Annotated in this window: 13 protein-coding genes and 1 pseudogene; 10 read left to right on the top strand and 4 right to left on the bottom strand. The window is 72.8% G+C overall.

The genetic code is table 11. From position 1 onward, the window contains the following. Positions 1-85 precede the first annotated feature (85 nt). Together ABFX51_RS00125 and ABFX51_RS00120 are read left to right on the top strand one after the other, a co-directional pair. Positions 86-1,966: pseudogene (locus ABFX51_RS00125) on the top strand (glycosyl transferase); the annotation flags it as partial. A gap of 16 nt (positions 1,967-1,982) precedes the next feature. Further along, positions 1,983-2,501: a P-loop nucleotide/nucleoside kinase family protein gene (locus tag ABFX51_RS00120; RefSeq protein ID WP_091513827.1), complete on the top strand. Its 519-nt coding sequence runs from the start codon at positions 1,983-1,985 to the stop codon at positions 2,499-2,501. A gap of 5 nt (positions 2,502-2,506) precedes the next feature. Here the strand turns inward: ABFX51_RS00120 and ABFX51_RS00115 are convergent, their stop codons facing one another. Further along, on the bottom strand, positions 2,507-2,971 hold the full coding sequence (locus tag ABFX51_RS00115) for a metallopeptidase family protein (protein ID WP_091513736.1): 465 nt from the start codon (positions 2,969-2,971) through the stop codon (positions 2,507-2,509). A 73-nt stretch (positions 2,972-3,044) separates the two neighbouring features. Here ABFX51_RS00115 and ABFX51_RS00110 point away from each other — a divergent pair, with 73 nt between their 5' ends. Genes ABFX51_RS00110 through manA form a run of 5 tightly spaced genes read left to right on the top strand, consistent with a single transcriptional unit; the run spans position 3,045 to position 7,410 of the window. After that, the gene (locus ABFX51_RS00110) at positions 3,045-3,404 is read left to right on the top strand and encodes a DUF3499 domain-containing protein (RefSeq protein WP_091513828.1); all 360 of its coding nucleotides are present in this window, start codon (positions 3,045-3,047) and stop codon (positions 3,402-3,404) included. Between the two features lie 56 nt (positions 3,405-3,460). Further along, complete coding sequence (locus tag ABFX51_RS00105; RefSeq protein ID WP_091513738.1) at positions 3,461-4,816, top strand: phosphomannomutase/phosphoglucomutase; 1,356 nt, start codon at positions 3,461-3,463, stop codon at positions 4,814-4,816. Positions 4,817-4,844: 28 nt separating this feature from the next. Then, positions 4,845-5,051: a Trm112 family protein gene (locus tag ABFX51_RS00100; protein ID WP_091513741.1), complete on the top strand. Its 207-nt coding sequence runs from the start codon at positions 4,845-4,847 to the stop codon at positions 5,049-5,051. Further along, positions 5,041-6,129, top strand: a complete 1,089-nt coding sequence (locus ABFX51_RS00095; protein ID WP_177228907.1) for an SIS domain-containing protein — start codon at positions 5,041-5,043, stop codon at positions 6,127-6,129. Before ABFX51_RS00100 ends, ABFX51_RS00095 begins: the two co-directional genes overlap by 11 nt. Before the next feature lie 60 nt (positions 6,130-6,189). Further along, positions 6,190-7,410 carry a mannose-6-phosphate isomerase, class I gene (gene manA / locus ABFX51_RS00090; protein WP_091513742.1) on the top strand — a complete coding sequence of 407 codons (1,221 nt, stop codon included), beginning with the start codon at positions 6,190-6,192 and terminating at the stop codon, positions 7,408-7,410. Here manA and ABFX51_RS00085 read toward each other — a convergent pair whose 3' ends face one another. Beyond that, positions 7,411-7,881, bottom strand: coding sequence for an Lrp/AsnC family transcriptional regulator (locus tag ABFX51_RS00085; protein ID WP_177228908.1), 471 nt, complete (start codon positions 7,879-7,881; stop codon positions 7,411-7,413). 71 nt (positions 7,882-7,952) lie between these two features. Between ABFX51_RS00085 and ABFX51_RS00080 the strand changes: the two genes are divergently transcribed. The 3 genes from ABFX51_RS00080 (at position 7,953) to ABFX51_RS00070 (ending at position 11,487) form a co-directional block, all read left to right on the top strand. Continuing rightward, positions 7,953-8,633 (top strand): DUF2000 domain-containing protein, encoded by a 681-nt coding sequence (locus ABFX51_RS00080; RefSeq protein WP_245783301.1) that lies wholly within the window; start codon positions 7,953-7,955, stop codon positions 8,631-8,633. A 265-nt stretch (positions 8,634-8,898) separates the two neighbouring features. Continuing rightward, entirely contained in the window at positions 8,899-9,813 is a 915-nt protein-coding gene (locus tag ABFX51_RS00075; protein ID WP_091513745.1) for a cation diffusion facilitator family transporter, read from the top strand. Between the two features lie 168 nt (positions 9,814-9,981). After that, on the top strand, positions 9,982-11,487 hold the full coding sequence (locus tag ABFX51_RS00070; protein ID WP_346051256.1) for an amino acid permease: 1,506 nt from the start codon (positions 9,982-9,984) through the stop codon (positions 11,485-11,487). On the opposite strand, the gene ABFX51_RS00065 is transcribed toward ABFX51_RS00070, so the two are convergent. Further along, positions 11,467-12,336 carry an LLM class flavin-dependent oxidoreductase gene (locus ABFX51_RS00065; protein WP_143249960.1) on the bottom strand — a complete coding sequence of 290 codons (870 nt, stop codon included), beginning with the start codon at positions 12,334-12,336 and terminating at the stop codon, positions 11,467-11,469. The two genes, ABFX51_RS00070 and ABFX51_RS00065, sit on opposite strands and share 21 nt — an antisense overlap. Positions 12,337-12,349: 13 nt before the next feature. Next, on the bottom strand, positions 12,350-14,644 hold the full coding sequence (locus ABFX51_RS00060) for a hypothetical protein (RefSeq protein WP_346051275.1): 2,295 nt from the start codon (positions 14,642-14,644) through the stop codon (positions 12,350-12,352). Positions 14,645-14,722: the final 78 nt, after the last annotated feature.

Here is a 14,722-nt window from a genome sequence, read left to right as displayed (position 1 = left end):
TGGTCCTGTTGCGTAGTTTGGTGCGGTGCAGCAGGCGGGAGAGTCGTTGGCAGGGGACCGGGCCGGGCAGTCGTTCAGCCGGAGATTCGCCCCTCCGGCAAGCCTTTTCGTCGTCCTCACCGCGCTCGGGCTGGCCGTCAACGGCGGCAGGCTCGGACTCGATCTCGCCGGCGGGCGGTTGCTGCCCGTCGGTTCGCTGGGCGAAACCTGGTCGACCTACCTCGCGGGCTGGCACCAGACCGGCGGCGGCACGGCCAGTGCCGCGCCCACCTCGCTCGCCATCCTCGGTGCCCTCGGCGCGATCTTCGTACCGCTGGGCGGTCCGCCCGCGCTCGTCGCGGTGCTGCTGATCGGTGACGCACCGCTCGCCGGTTTGTCCGCGTACGCCGCCACTCGACGGCTGCCCGTTTCACGCTGGACGCGTGCCGCTGTGTCCGCCGCGTACGCCTTGCTGCCCGCCGCGACGGCGTCCGTCGCGCAAGGGCGGCTCGACGTCGTGGTCGTGCACATCGTGTTGCCGCTCGTGATCTCCGGAATCGCGGGACTGCTCGCCAACACGGGCGCGCGCTGGCTCTACCGCGCGTCCGCCTGCGCCGTCGGCGTCGCGGTGCTGGGCGCGTTTTCCCCGCTGGCACACGGACTCGCGTTGCTGGGTCTCGTCGCGGGGTTCGTCGTCCTCCCGCCGGGCGAGTCCATCCTGCGCCGCATCGCGTCGGTGGGCATCGTCGTGCTGCTGCCGCTCGCGCTGTTGCTGCCCTGGCCCACGGTGCTGGTCAACCAGCCCGCGTTGCTGCTGCACGGGCTCACCGGTCCCGCACCCGCGCCGCCCGCGGCGGATCTCGTCGGGCTGTACCCGGGTGGTGCCGGAGCGTGGCCGATCGGCGTCGCGTTGCTGGTGGCCGTGATCTTCGCCGTCGCGGTGCGCCCGAGGGCCTTGCTGAGCGCCGGGCTCGCGCTCGTCGTGCTGGGCGCGTGCGGGCTCGCCGTCGTGTTGCTGGTGCCGGTGAAACCGTTGCAGGGCGGGGCGGAAGCGGTCGGTTACACCGGCGTTCCGTTGCTGGTGCTGAGCGCCGGGTTGCTGTGGATCGTGCTCAACGCGTGCGCCGCGGGTACCGCGCTCGCCGTGCTCCCGCGGATCGCCGCGGTCGCGGCGGTCGTCGTCGTGCTCGTACTCGGCACGGGAGCGGTGCTCGCGGGACGCGGCGGGCCCCTGCACTCCGGCGGTGGTGACCGGCTGGTCGCCGCTCAGTCCGACGAACTCGCCCGCACCGGCCGGTCGGTGCTGGTCGTCGGCTCGGGCGAGGAGCCGACGCGCCAGGCGGGCGGGCGGCTGCCGTTGTTCGGAGACGACCAGCTGGCGCTGACCGCCGCCACCCCGGGCCGGCTCACCTCGTGGGAGGCGGCGCTCACGCAACCGTCGACGGGAGCGACCAGAGCGGCCCTGTCCGGGGCGACCGCCGCGGGGGTGCTGTTCGTGGTGCTGCCGCCGGGGCAGACCGCGGCCCCCATCGTCGCGCTCGCCCCGGATCTCGCCGTGGCCGCGCAACCCACCGCCAATGGACGAGCCGTGCTGCGGTTGCTCGCGCCGTCGGGTCAGGTGGTGCTCGTGCCCGCGGCGGTGGCCAAGCAGGCGGTCACGTCCTCGTCGCCGTCGAACACCTCGGGTGTCACGCCCGTCGACGCCGACCTCCCGGACGTGCACGTGCGGGTGTCGGACGGCACCGCGGGGCGGCTGCTGGTGCTGTCGGCCGAGCAGGAGGCCGGCTGGCAGGCGACGGTGAACGGCAAGGCGGAGCCGATCGTCCCGGCGTGGGGCCACCAGGTGGCCGTGTCGGTGCCGCCGGAGCCCTCCGAGGTCACCATCGAACACCCGTCGACGCTGCGTGACGTGCTGCTCCTGGTGCAGGTGGCGGCGGTGCTGTTCGCCGCGCTGACCGCGATCCCCGGCCCGGCCCGCCTTCGATGACGCGACCCTCGTGGTGGTGAGCGGGCCGCCCGGCGCGGGCAAGACCACGCTGGCCCACGCGCTCGCCGCGCGGATCGGCTGCCCGGCGATCTGCCGCGACGAGATCAAGGAGGGCATGGCCCACGCCACGCCCGACCCCGCCCCCGGCCCGCGCGACGAGCTGAGCGTCCGCACCCTGCCGGTCTTCTTCGGCGTGCTGGACCTGCTGCTGCGCGCGGGCGTGACCACCGTGGCGGAGGCGGCGTTCCAGGACCGGTTGTGGCGTCCGGGGCTGGAGCCGCTGCGGGAACTGGCGCGGCTGCGCGTCGTCCACTGCACCGTCGACGCCGAGGTGGCCGCCATGCGCATCCGCCGCCGCCGCGAGCAGGACGCGCGGCGCGCGGTCCACGAGGCGTCCGACCCGCTCGACGCCGCGCAGCAGGCACTGCTCCACGACGCCTTCCAGCGGGTCGCCGTCGACGCGCCGTGGCTGGAGGTCGACACGACCGATGGCTACCGGCCCGGGCTCGACGAGATCGCGGCCTTCGTCCGCTGAGGTGGCTACTCGCCTTCGATGACGTCCGGCTCCACGTTCAGGTAGCCCGCGACCTGCTCGACCAGCACGTCGTGCACCAGCTCGGCCAGCTCGTTCGGGTCCTTCGCGCGGGCCTCCAGCGGCCGCCGGTACAGCACGATGCGGGCCCGCGTGGGCATGCCCGTGCGGTCCACCCCCGCCGGGACCAGCCGCGACAGGGGCACCGACCCGTCGTGCAGCACGCCGTCGGCCTGCGCCTGGCCGTTGCCGCGGACCTCGGGCACGTCGTCCACCGCGACGTCGAGCTTCGTCAGCTGGTCACGCCAGCGGGCCTCGATGGGCTCCAGCGCGTCCAGGACCAGCTGGTCGAACTTCTCCGCCCGGCTCGCCGCCGCGGGCAGGGACGCCGGGTACAGCGGACCGCGCAGGCCGCGACCGTGGCGGTCTCGGCGGACGCGCCGCTGTTGCCGGGAACTGCGAGCGGTGGACACACGAGGAAGGTTACCGCCCCCATCCGGTGTGCCTGCGCACACTTGTCGGTGGGAGGCAGTATCGTCCGTGTTCGTGTCGAGCGTACGAAAGTGTTCGCGGACGGGGTGCCTCCAGCCCGCTGTCGCCACGCTGACCTACGCCTACAGCGATTCGACCGCGGTGGTCGGTCCCCTCGCGACGGCGTCGGAGCCGCATTCCTACGACCTGTGTGAAGAGCACGCGCTCCGGCTGACCGCGCCCAAGGGCTGGGAAGTCGTGCGGCACGAGGGCTCCTTCGCCGAACCGGACCGGTCGGACGACGAGCTGACCGCGCTCGCCGAAGCCGTCCGCGAGGCGGGCCGTTCCGACCGCCCCGCGCCGCCGCCCGCCGAGCCGGACGGCACCTCCGGTCGTCGCGGGCACCTCCGTGTCCTCCCGGACCCGATCTCGTAGCTTCCCCCGGTACGCTTTCCGGCATCCGAACCTGTCGAACTGTCGGGGAGAAGCGCGTGTCAGACCTGTCCGCCATCGTCAAGGCGTACGACATCCGTGGGGTGGTCGGCGAGCAGTTGAACGCCGACCTGGTCCGGGACTTCGGAGCCGCCTTCGCGCTGCTGATCAAGCCCGAGTCCCCGGCCGTCGTCATCGGCCACGACATGCGCGAGTCGTCACCGGAGCTGGCCAGGGCGTTCGCGGACGGGGTCACCTCGCAGGGGCTGGACGTGGTGCTCATCGGTCTCGCCAGCACGGACGAGCTGTACTTCGCCTCCGGCTCGCTCAACCTCCCCGGCGCGCAGTTCACCGCCAGCCACAACCCCGCCCAGTACAACGGCATCAAGATGTGCCGCGCCGGCGCCGCCCCGGTCGGCCAGGACTCCGGCCTCGCCGAGATCCGCGACACCGTCGAGCAGGGCGTCCCGGCCTTCGAGGGGCAGCCCGGCACGGTCACCGAACGCGACGTCCTCGCCGACTACGCTGCCTACCTGCGCGAACTCGTCGACCTTTCGGGCATCCGGCGGCTGAAGGTCGTCGTGGACGCGGGCAACGGCATGGGCGGGCACACCGTGCCCACCGTGTTCGAGGGCCTGCCGATCGACCTCGTGCCGATGTACTTCGAGCTGGACGGCAGCTTCCCCAACCACGAGGCGAACCCGCTCGACCCGAAGAACCTCGTCGACCTGCAGGCCAAGGTGCGCGAGGTCGGGGCCGACGCGGGGCTGGCCTTCGACGGTGACGCCGACCGCTGCTTCGTGGTCGACGAGAACGGCGACCCGGTGTCGCCGAGCGCGATCACCGCGCTGGTCGCCACGCGTGAGCTGGCCAAGGAGCCCGGCTCGACGATCATCCACAACCTGATCACCTCGCACGCGGTGCCCGAGATCGTCACCGAGCACGGCGGCAAGCCGGTCCGCACGCGCGTCGGGCACTCGTTCATCAAGGCGGAGATGGCCCGCACCGGGGCGATCTTCGGCGGCGAGCACTCGGCGCACTACTACTTCCGCGACTTCTGGCGCGCCGACACGGGCATGCTCGCCGCGATGCACGTGCTGGCCGCGCTCGGCGAGCAGGAGCGCCCGCTGTCCGAGCTGACCAGCGAGTACAAGCGCTACGAGGCCTCCGGCGAGATCAACTCCACGGTCGACGACCAGGTCGCCCGGCAGCTGGCGGTCAAGGACGCCTTCGTCGCCCGCGAGGGTGTCATCACGGACGAGGTGGACGGGCTGACCGTGCAGCTGCCCGACGGCTCGTGGTTCAACCTCCGCCCGTCCAACACCGAGCCGCTGCTCCGGCTCAACGTCGAGGCGCCGACGAAGGAAGCCGTGCAGGCGCTCACCGACGAAGTCCTCGCGATCGTCCGTGGTTGACCACCCGATCGCGTGGTAAGGAGAAGATATGGCTCTCGCGCTTGACCCGCAGCTGCTGGAGATCCTGGCGTGCCCGTCGCCGGACCACGCCCCGCTGCGCCCCGGCACGCCCGACGATGCCGACGCGGACGCGCTGACCTGCACGTCGTGCGGGCGCGTCTACCCGGTGCGCGACGGCATCCCCGTCCTCCTGCTCGACGAAGCGACCCAGCCCACCAGCGCCGATGGTGCTTGACGACGCGCTCCTGGACGACCCCGCGCGGCTGGCGGAGGCGGACACCACGGGGCTGCTGCGGGCCGCGGCGATGGCGGGCGCCCAGGTGCGCTCCACGACGGAGCTGGCTGCGGACATCGAGCTGGCCGACCGGCTCGACGTCGGCAGGCCGCGGGCGCTCGTGCTGGTGGTCCGGCCCGGTGTCGGCCGGGCGCTGACGAAGCTGCTCGCCGCGTTGCTCGCGCCGTCGTGCCCCGTGCCGGTGGTGATCTCCGACGCCGTGCCCAGCTGGATCGGGGCGCTGGACGTCGTGTTCGCCCACACCGACGACCCGGCCGACCGCGAGCTGGCGGCAGGGGTCGAACGGGCCGCCCGGTTCGGCGCGGGCGTCGTGGTGTCCGGCCCGCAGGAGGGGCCGGTAGCGGCGGCCATCGCGGGCAAGGGTGCGCTGCTCACCCCGCGGATCCCGGTGCCGCCGGAGCTGACCTTCTCCCGCGGCCTGGCCGCCGGGTTGCTCACCGCCAACGCGCTCGGCCTGCTCGTCGCCGACGTCGAGGCGCTCGCCGACCAGCTCGACGCCGAGGCCGAACGCGGGCACCTCGGCCGCGACTCGTTCGCGAACCCGGCCAAGGCGCTGGCGCTGCGGCTGGCCGACCGCGTGCCGATGCTGTGGGGGCTGGATCCCGCCGCCGTCGCGGTGGCCGAGCACGCCGCCTACGAGCTCGGTGCCTACGCGGGCATGGTGTGCGACGCCGCCCACTACCGGCAGGCGCTGGCCCGGCCGGCGCTGCACCGCGCCGCCGTCGTGAACTCCGGTGAGCAGGACATCTTCGCCGACCCCGACTTCGACGACGTGGGCCCGAAACCGCGCGTGCTGCTGCTCGCCGTGCACGGCGGACCGACCGCGGACGCGGCCCGGTACGAGGCCTCACATACCCTTCCCGGGGCCGGAACCATCGCTCCCGGGGACGAGATCCCCGGGGACGAGCCTGTGCGCGCGGGCGTGCTCGCGCTACGGTTCGAGCTGGCCGCCGTCTACCTCGGGCTCGCGGCGGGAAGCTTGGGCGGAGCCGGTCACTACGCGCCGGCCACGGCGTGACCCCGAGCCTCTGGACGAAGAACAGCGCCCCCGACGGGGCGCCGAGGAGTTGAGAACACAGTGGAGCTGCTCCGCAATGCCGTGCGGCCCTACGCGTGGGGTTCGCGGACGACGATCCCGGAGCTGCTGGGCCGCGAGGTGCCCGCGCCGCACCCGGAAGCCGAGCTGTGGATGGGCGCGCACCCGGGAGACCCGTCGCACGTGGTCGGGCCGGACGGGAGCGAGCGCAGCCTGCTGGAGCTCATCGAGGCCGATCCGCACGCCCACCTGGGGCCGGAGTGCTCGCAGCGCTGGAACAACCGGCTGCCGTTCCTGCTGAAGATCCTCGCGGTCGAGGAGCCGCTGTCGATGCAGGCGCACCCGTCGGCCGAGCAGTCGGCCGAGGGCCACGCGCGCGAGGAGGCGGCGGGAATCCCGCGCGACGCGCCGAACCGCAACTACCCGGATCCCACGGCGAAACCCGAGCTCGTGTGCGCGCTGACGGAGTTCCACGCGCTCGCCGGGTTCCGCGAGCCGGAGCGGACGATCAAGCTGCTGCGCGCGATCGAGACGCCGGGGCTGGCGAAGTACACTGAACTGCTGGCCGCGCAGCCCGACCCCGACGGCATGCGGGCGCTGTTCACCACGTGGATCACGCTGCCGCAGGCGATCCTCGACGAGCTGCTGCCCGAGGTGCTCGACGCGTGCGTGCTGCACGTCAAGGACCACGGCGAGTTCGACACCGAGTGCCGCACGATCCTGGAGCTGGGCGAGGCGCACCCGCGTGACGCCGGCGTGCTGGCGGCGCTGCTGCTCAACCGGCTCACGCTGAGCGCGGGCGAGGCGATCTACCTGCCAGCCGGGAACCTGCACCTGTACCTGCACGGCACCGCCGTGGAGATCCTGGCCAACTCGGACAACATCCTGCGCTGCGGGCTCACGCCCAAGCACGTGGACGTGCCGGAGCTGCTGCGCGTCGTGGACTTCACCTGCTGCGACATGCCGGTCCTGTCCGGCGAGCCCAGCGACTGCGGCGCCGTCTACCACACGGACGCGCCGGAGTTCGAGCTTTCGCGCTGCGACTGGGCCGCGGGCGAGCGGGGCGACCTGCGCGTCACGACCGGAGTGCCGCAGATCCTGCTGTGCACCGCGGGCCGCGTCCTCGTCACCGCGGACGACGGCAAGGAGCTGGAGCTGGGCCGCGGCCAGTCGATGTGGCTGCCCGCGTCCGATCCCGCCGTGCGTGTCCGGCCGGTCGGCGAGGGCCGCACGCAGCTGTTCCGCGCCACGTCCGGGCGGTAGTCACTTCTTCTTGACCGGCGTGATCACGCGCGGCCGGATGTGCTCGTAGACGACGCTCGTGCGCACGTCGGCGACCTCCGGCCGCTGCGTGAGCCGGTCGATGACGAACGCGTACAGCGCGTCGTTGTCCGGCACCGCGACGTGCACCAGGAAGTCCTCGCCGCCGGAGACCACGAACACGCCCACCGTCTCGGGTAGCAGCGTGACCCACTCGCGGAACGCCTCGATCACCCGGCGCGACGGCGGCCGCACGCGCAACGCGATGAGCGCCTGCACCGGTCGGCCGATCTCCGCGAGGTCCACGTCGAGCAGGAAGCCGCGGATGATGCCCCGCTCGCGCATCGACCGCACGCGCTCCAGCGACGTGGAAGGGGAAACCCCGGTCGCGGCGGCGAGTTCGCGGTTGGTCCGCCGTGCGTCGCGCTGCAGTTCCCGCAGAAGTGCCTGATCTAGTTCGTCCAACTCGGCCATGCCCGCTCCTTCGTCGAATTAAGTTTGGCGCTGGTGGATCTCTGCTACATCTTTACCTAGCTTCTGCGGACGTGAGCACAGAACATCAGGAACTACAGGCGTTGATCGAGGCTGACGTTCGGCGGGGCGCGGGCACGCGCACGGCGAAGGTGAAGTGGGTGATCGTCGCCGACCAGTCGCTCGGGCCGGGGCTGGTCGCCAACGCCACCGCGTGCCTGGGCGCGTCCGTGGCGGCGGTGTTCCCCGGCCTCGTCGGCGAGCCGGTCGAGGACGGCTCGGGGCAGGCGCACCCGGGGCTGCCGTGGAGCGGGTGCTCGATCCTCGGCGGCGATGCGGCGAAGGTGCGGGAGATCCGGACGAAGGCGATGAGCAAGGAGGGGCTGTTCGTCGCGGACATGTCGAAGCACGCGCAGGCGAGCCGGAACTACGAGGAGTACCGCGCCGCGGTGGGCGGCGGCGAGGAGGCGGACCTCAGCTACTACGCGGTGAGCCTCGTCGGGCCCCGCAACAGGTCGACAAGCTGGTCGGAGGCCTCCCACTGCTGCGGTGATCCCCGGGGGTGGTTGGGGGTTGTCTGGGGGTCGGCCGGTGCGCCACGGTTTGGCTGTGGTGGCTCGGCTTCGGGGTGGCGTGGGAAGCGGCCGCGCCTGCCGGATCGGGGCCTACCGGCCGCGCCGATAGGGTCTGGGCGCTTCCTGGCCGATTCTCCTGCCTGTCGTGGCCTGTGGGGAGGCCTCGCATCGCTGCGGTGATCCCCATGCTGCGCCGGGATGCTTGCCGCGACGGCGGCCCGTCCTGGCGAGGCCGTGGCGGCTCGGCTCCGGGATCGGGTGGGAACCAGCCGAACCCCGCCGATCCGGGCCTACTCGCCGCGCCGTCGATCGGGCCCGGGCCGCCTCCTGGCCGATTCTCCGGTCCCTCGCGGCCTGGTCGGAGGGCCTCGCGCTGCCGCGGTGATCTCCGGCCCCGTAGGCTGCATCCCGGACATTTCGGGAGATCGGACCTCAGGGAGTCAGCGTGTCGGCAGGCGGGGGAACCAAGGCGATTCTCGCGGCGCTGGGCGCCAACGCCGGGATCGCGGTGGCCAAGTTCGTCGGGTTCCTGTTCACCGGGTCGTCGTCCATGCTCGCCGAGTCGGTGCACTCGCTCGCCGACACGTCCAACCAGGGGCTGCTGCTGCTCGGCCAGCGCACGTCCCGCCGGCGGGCGACGCGCGAGCACCCGTTCGGCTTCGGCCGGGACCGGTACTTCTACTCGTTCATCGTGGCGCTGATGCTGTTCACGCTCGGCTCGGCGTTCGCGCTCTACGAGGGCATCCACAAGGTCGAGCACCCCGAACCGCTGACGTCGCCGCTGGTCGCCGTGGTCATCCTGGTCGTCGCGATCTGCCTGGAGGGCTACAGCTTCTTCACCGCGATGGGTGAGTCGCGCAAGATCAAGGGTGACGTTTCGTGGTGGGGCTTCATCCGGCAGTCCCGTACGCCGGAGCTGCCGGTCGTGCTGCTGGAGGACACCGGCGCGCTGCTCGGTCTGGTGTTCGCGCTGGCGGGCGTCGGGCTGGCGGAGCTGACCGGCGACCCGGTGTGGGACGGTATCGGCACCATCGCGATCGGCTCGCTGCTCGGGGTGATCGCGATCATCCTCATCGTCGAGATGAAGAGCCTCCTGATCGGCGAAGGCGCCACGGAGCAGCAGCTCGACACGATCTGCACCGAGCTGGCGGCGGGCAAGGTCGAGCGGGTGATCCACATCCGCACGCAGTACCTCGGCCCGGAGGAGCTCCTCGTGGCGGCCAAGCTGGCCCTCGCCCCGAACCTGACGGTCGCCGAGGTGGCCCAGGCCATCGACGACGCGGAGGCCCGAGTGCGGGCGAAGGTGCCGATCGCGCGGCTGATCTACCTGGAGCCCGACCTGGACCGGCAGCCCGCCTGATCGCCTCGGGGGTGCGGCGGTCTGATCCGCGCGAGGCGGGCCGCAGCGGCTCAAGAGCCGAACCCGACCCCCGCCGCGGACCGGCCCCCGCCTGATTCGCCGCTTTCACCCTGCCGGGTTAAGGTGACCAACCAGACCTGAGATCCAGGCGACCGGGAGGAGCGTACCTTGCCAGGCAACGGGTTGTGGCGGACCAAGTCCATCGAACAGTCCATAAAGGACACCGATGAGCCGGAAACCAGACTGCGTCGCAACCTCTCCGCGTGGGACCTGACGGTCTTCGGCGTCGCGGTCGTGATCGGGGCGGGGATCTTCACCCTGACCGCGCGCACCGCGGGCGACTACGCGGGGCCGTCGGTGTCGCTCGCGTTCGTCTTCGCCGCGATCGCGTGCGGGCTCGCCGCGCTGTGCTACGCCGAGTTCGCCTCGACGGTCCCCGTCGCGGGCAGCGCGTACACCTTCTCCTACGCCACGTTCGGCGAGTTCATGGCGTGGGTCATCGGCTGGGACCTGGTGCTCGAACTGGCCGTCGGCGCGGCGGCCGTCGCCAAGGGCTGGTCGGTCTACCTCGAGACCGTGCTCGGCTACCTCTTCGGCGACGGCGCGAAGACCACGTTCTCGATCGGCGGCCTCGACGTCGACTGGGGTGCGTTGCTGCTGGTCGTCGTGCTGGCGACCGTGCTGGCGGTGGGCACGAAGCTGTCCTCGCGGGTGTCGATGGTGATCACCGCCGTCAAGGTGCTGATCGTGCTGTTCGTCATCGTGCTCGGGATCTTCTACATCAAGGGCGCCAACTACTCCCCGTTCATCCCGCCCGCCGCCGACAGCGGGTCCGGTGAGTCCGGCGTCAACCAGTCGCTGTTCTCGCTGATCGCGGGCGGCGCCAACAGCTCGTTCGGCGCGTTCGGCCTGCTCGCCGGTGCCTCGCTGGTGTTCTTCGCGTTCATCGGCTTCGACATCGTGGCCACGACGGCCGAGGAGACGAAGAACCCGCAGCGCGCCGTGCCGCGCGGCATCTTCGGCTCGCTCGCCATCGTCACCGTGCTCTACGTCGCCGTGTCGCTCGTGGTGGTCGGCATGGTGCCCTACACCGACCTCGCCACCAAGGCGGGCGACGGCAGCCACAAGACGCTGGCCACGGCGTTCTCCGCGAACGGCGTCGACTGGGCCGCCAACGTGATCTCCGTCGGCGCGCTCGCCGGCCTCACCACGGTCGTCATGGTGCTGATGCTGGGCCAGGTCCGGGTGCTGTTCGCGATGTCGCGCGACGGCCTGCTGCCGCGCAAGCTCGCCCGCACCGGCCGCAACGGCACCCCGGCCCGCGCGACGCTGCTCGTCGGCGCGCTCGTGGCCGTCGCCGCGACCTTCTTCCCCGCCGACAAGCTGGAGGAGATGGTCAACGTCGGCACGCTGTTCGCGTTCGTGCTGGTCTCGGCGGGCGTGCTCGTGCTGCGGCGGACGCACCCCGACCTGCCGCGTGCCTTCCGCGTGCCGTGGGTGCCGGTGATCCCCGTGCTCGCGATCCTCGCCTGCCTGTGGCTGATGCTGAACCTCACCGTGCTCACCTGGCTGCGGTTCGCCGCCTGGATGGTGCTCGGCGTGGTGATCTACTTCGCCTACGGACGCCGCCATTCCCTGCTGGGACAGCGGATGTCACAGGACCAGGTCGGCTAGACGGTCCACTTCGGACACATCGGCGAGCGTCGGGGTGAACGTCAGCTCGTTGCACCCCACCGACTCGAAGTCCCGCAGGATCCCCCTGATCGCCGAGGGCGTGCGCACCGCGCCCTCGGCGATCGTGTTCGCGTGGTCCCCGGCGTAGGCGTAGTAGGAGCGCAGGTAGCGGTCGGAGTCGTCGGCCCTGCTGTCGTCGGCGGAGAAGTACGCCAACCCCAGCAACCGCGGCTCGCCCTCGCGGCCCGCGTCCTGCCACGCCTGCCGGATCTCCTTGATCGTCGGCTCCGCGCGGCGCGGACCACCGCCGGCACCCGTCCACCCGGCGCCCCACCGCGCGGTCCGCCGCACGGCCCGCTTGCCGTGCCCGCCGATCAACACCGGGACGTCCTCACCGGGAGGCGCCACCGGCCGCTGCTCGCCGGGGAAATCGCCCGTGGCCACCGGTTCGCCGCGCCAGGCCCGGTGCAGGAACTCCAGCTGCCGGTCGAAGGCCGCGCCCCGGCTCGCGAAATCACGCTCGGCCGGCAGGTAGTCGGACTCGCGGGCACCGACACCGAGACCGAGGGTGAGCCTGCCGCCGGACAGCTGCGCGACCGTCATGGTGATCTTTGCCAGCACCGCGTCCGGGTACGTCGGGCCCAGCACGGCGTTGGTCATCAGGCCGAGCCGGGTGGTCGCGCCCGCGACCGCGGCGAGCGCGGTCAGCGAGTCGTACGACGGGTAGCCGACCCGGCCGATCGTGGACACGAACGCGAAGCCACGCTCCTCCGCGCGCCGCGCCCAGTCGAGGATCAGCGGGCCGGTGACGCCGGGGACGGTGTTGGGGATGCCGATACCGATGCGCATGATCCGACTGTCGTCACCGCGCGACACCGAGGTTGAACCGGGGTAGGTCGGGGAACAGCGGCACCTGCTCGCCGAACGGGCGCGACGCGGGCCGGCCGGGGAACTCCAGCCCCGCCGCCATCGCCACCGCGCGGTCCCACTCCGGGTCGACCTCGTAGTCCGCGTGCCCCAGCACCCCGGCCGCGTAACGCCGGGTGCCCGCCGGGTTCGCGATCGGGTCCGGCAGCCAGTGGTCGCCGCCGAGCACGAGCGCGCCGGTGGGGCCGGACAGCGCGGGGGCGAGGTCACCGACCCCGCCCTCGGGCAGGTAGCCCACGCCGCGCAGCTCGCCGTCCACGACCTCCTGCCGCCACGTGGTGACGCCGCCGCCGAGGATGTCCGTGCCGCGCGCGAGCCCGCGCCAGCGCCCCTCCAGCTCACCGAAGAGCCGGGCCAGCGAGTCGCGGGACAGCACCGCGGGGAACGCCCGCTGGTAACCCCACTGCAGCGGCGAGCCCGCTGTGAGCAGCCCGACCCGGGTGCGTTCGCCTTCGGGCAGCGCGTGCACGAGCCGCGCCGCCGCCAGCACCGCGAGCAGGCTGCCGATCTGGTGCCCGGCCAGCACGACCCGCGTGTTCGGCTCGGCGAGGTGCTCCTTCGCCCGGGCCGCCAGCTCGGGCACGACCTTGAGCGCGTAACACGGCGGCACGACCGGGTGGGCGGCACGCGGCCAGAAGCACACGAGGTCCGCCAGCGCGCCGAGGTGCCTGTTCCGCCCCGGCTTGCGCGCCGCCGTGTACACCACCCGCAGCAGCCCGACCGCCAGCGCGCCCAGCGCGAACACCCCCAGCGCGGACAGTGGTTCGAACCAGCCGGGCCGGACCCGCAGGACGAACCGGACGACCAGCAGCGCCGCGGCACCGGCCGACATGCCGAACACCACCCCGAACGCGAGGTGGTGCAGATGCCGCCGCTCCCACGCCGAACGCGCCCACGCCGCCGCGGCGCGGGGCTGGTCCGCGGGCTCCTGCAACAGTTTCACGGCCTCCGGCACCCCGCGCCGACGCCGCCGCAACGGCACCGCCACGGCGAATCCGAGCACGCCCAGCACCGCGGCGAGCGCGAGCCCGCCGCCCCACAACACGGTCACCGGCGTGTAGCTGTCGGGCAGCCGAAGCCAGGACGCGCCGGTCAGCCTGCGCACGCCGATGGCGAGCCCGGCACCGAAACCGCCGCCCAGCAACACCGCGAGCGCGAGGACCGGCGCCGCGGCCCAGCCGCCCAGCCACGGGCGCAGGCGCTTCGGCTGCTCCCGCCACGTGCGGCGCGCCACGAGCGCAGCCGGGACCAGCAGGACCGCGAACAGCACCGACACGAGCAGCAACGCGGCCCCGAGCGCCTGCACGGTGGCGTCGGAACCCGCCGGCAGCGCGGGCCGGAACGCGGCCACCGCAGCGAAAACCAGCACCGCGAACGTGAGCAGCCCGCCGCGTGCCCAGCGCGGCAGGGAACTCCCCGTGCCCGCGAGGACCAGCGCCACCAGCACCACGGCGAGCGCGCAGCACCAGACGACCAGCTCGCCGACAGCGTGCGGCACGCGCAGCGGCCCGCCCAGCGCCAGCAGCACCACGGTGGCCAGCGCGGCCGCGGTGTGCAGGCTGCGCAACGTCGGCGAATCGAGCCCGTCGCGCACCGCGTCACCGGGCAGGGGACCACGCCGGGCGGGCGGGTCCTCGCACGTCACGGTCCACCGGGTGCACGAGATCCGGTACAACACGAAGATCACCACGGCCGCGGGCACGAGCCCGGCGACCGTCCGCGCGACCTGACCGCGCAGCCCCTCCGGCACCGAGGGCAGGCAGGCCGAGCCCGGCGACAGGCACTGCGTGGCGAACAGGTCCAGCGACAGCACCGCGAGCTGCCCGACGAGCAGCATCGTCAGCAGCAGCCCGGCCACCCGCAGCAGGCTGCGGCACAACCCGCCCAGCGCGGCGGCGCTCCGGCTGCCCTCCGGTACCGGCGGCAGCATCCAGAAGGCCACGTTCGAGAGTGAGAAAGGGAACAACAGCGCCCACGCCGCCTTCGCCGCGCCGCCCGACGTCATGCGGCCCCACAGGTATCCCTCCAGCGTGCGGGGCACCGACCGGCCCAGCGCCTGCAACACCGGCCCCGGCGCGGGGCGGCGCAGCCGGTCGGACGGGCGGATCAGCGTGCCGACCCCGTCGCCCGCGACCTCGACCGTGCTCACCACGTCCAGCAGCGCCTCCCCGCCCGTACCCGACAGACCGGGCACGCGCAGCTCGACGACGCGGGTTTCCGGGCCGGGGATGGGCACGTGGACGCCTCCTTCTTCGAGGGTGTTCGCGGCTGAACGGACAACGGTACTGTTCAGGGGTCGCCGATTCTT

The sequence above is a fragment of the Amycolatopsis dongchuanensis genome (assembly GCF_039542405.1).
GTDB lineage: Bacteria > Actinomycetota > Actinomycetes > Mycobacteriales > Pseudonocardiaceae > Amycolatopsis_E > Amycolatopsis_E sacchari.
The sequence above is the reverse complement of the archived record's forward strand: the minus strand, read 5'-3'. Positions and strand labels throughout refer to the sequence as shown.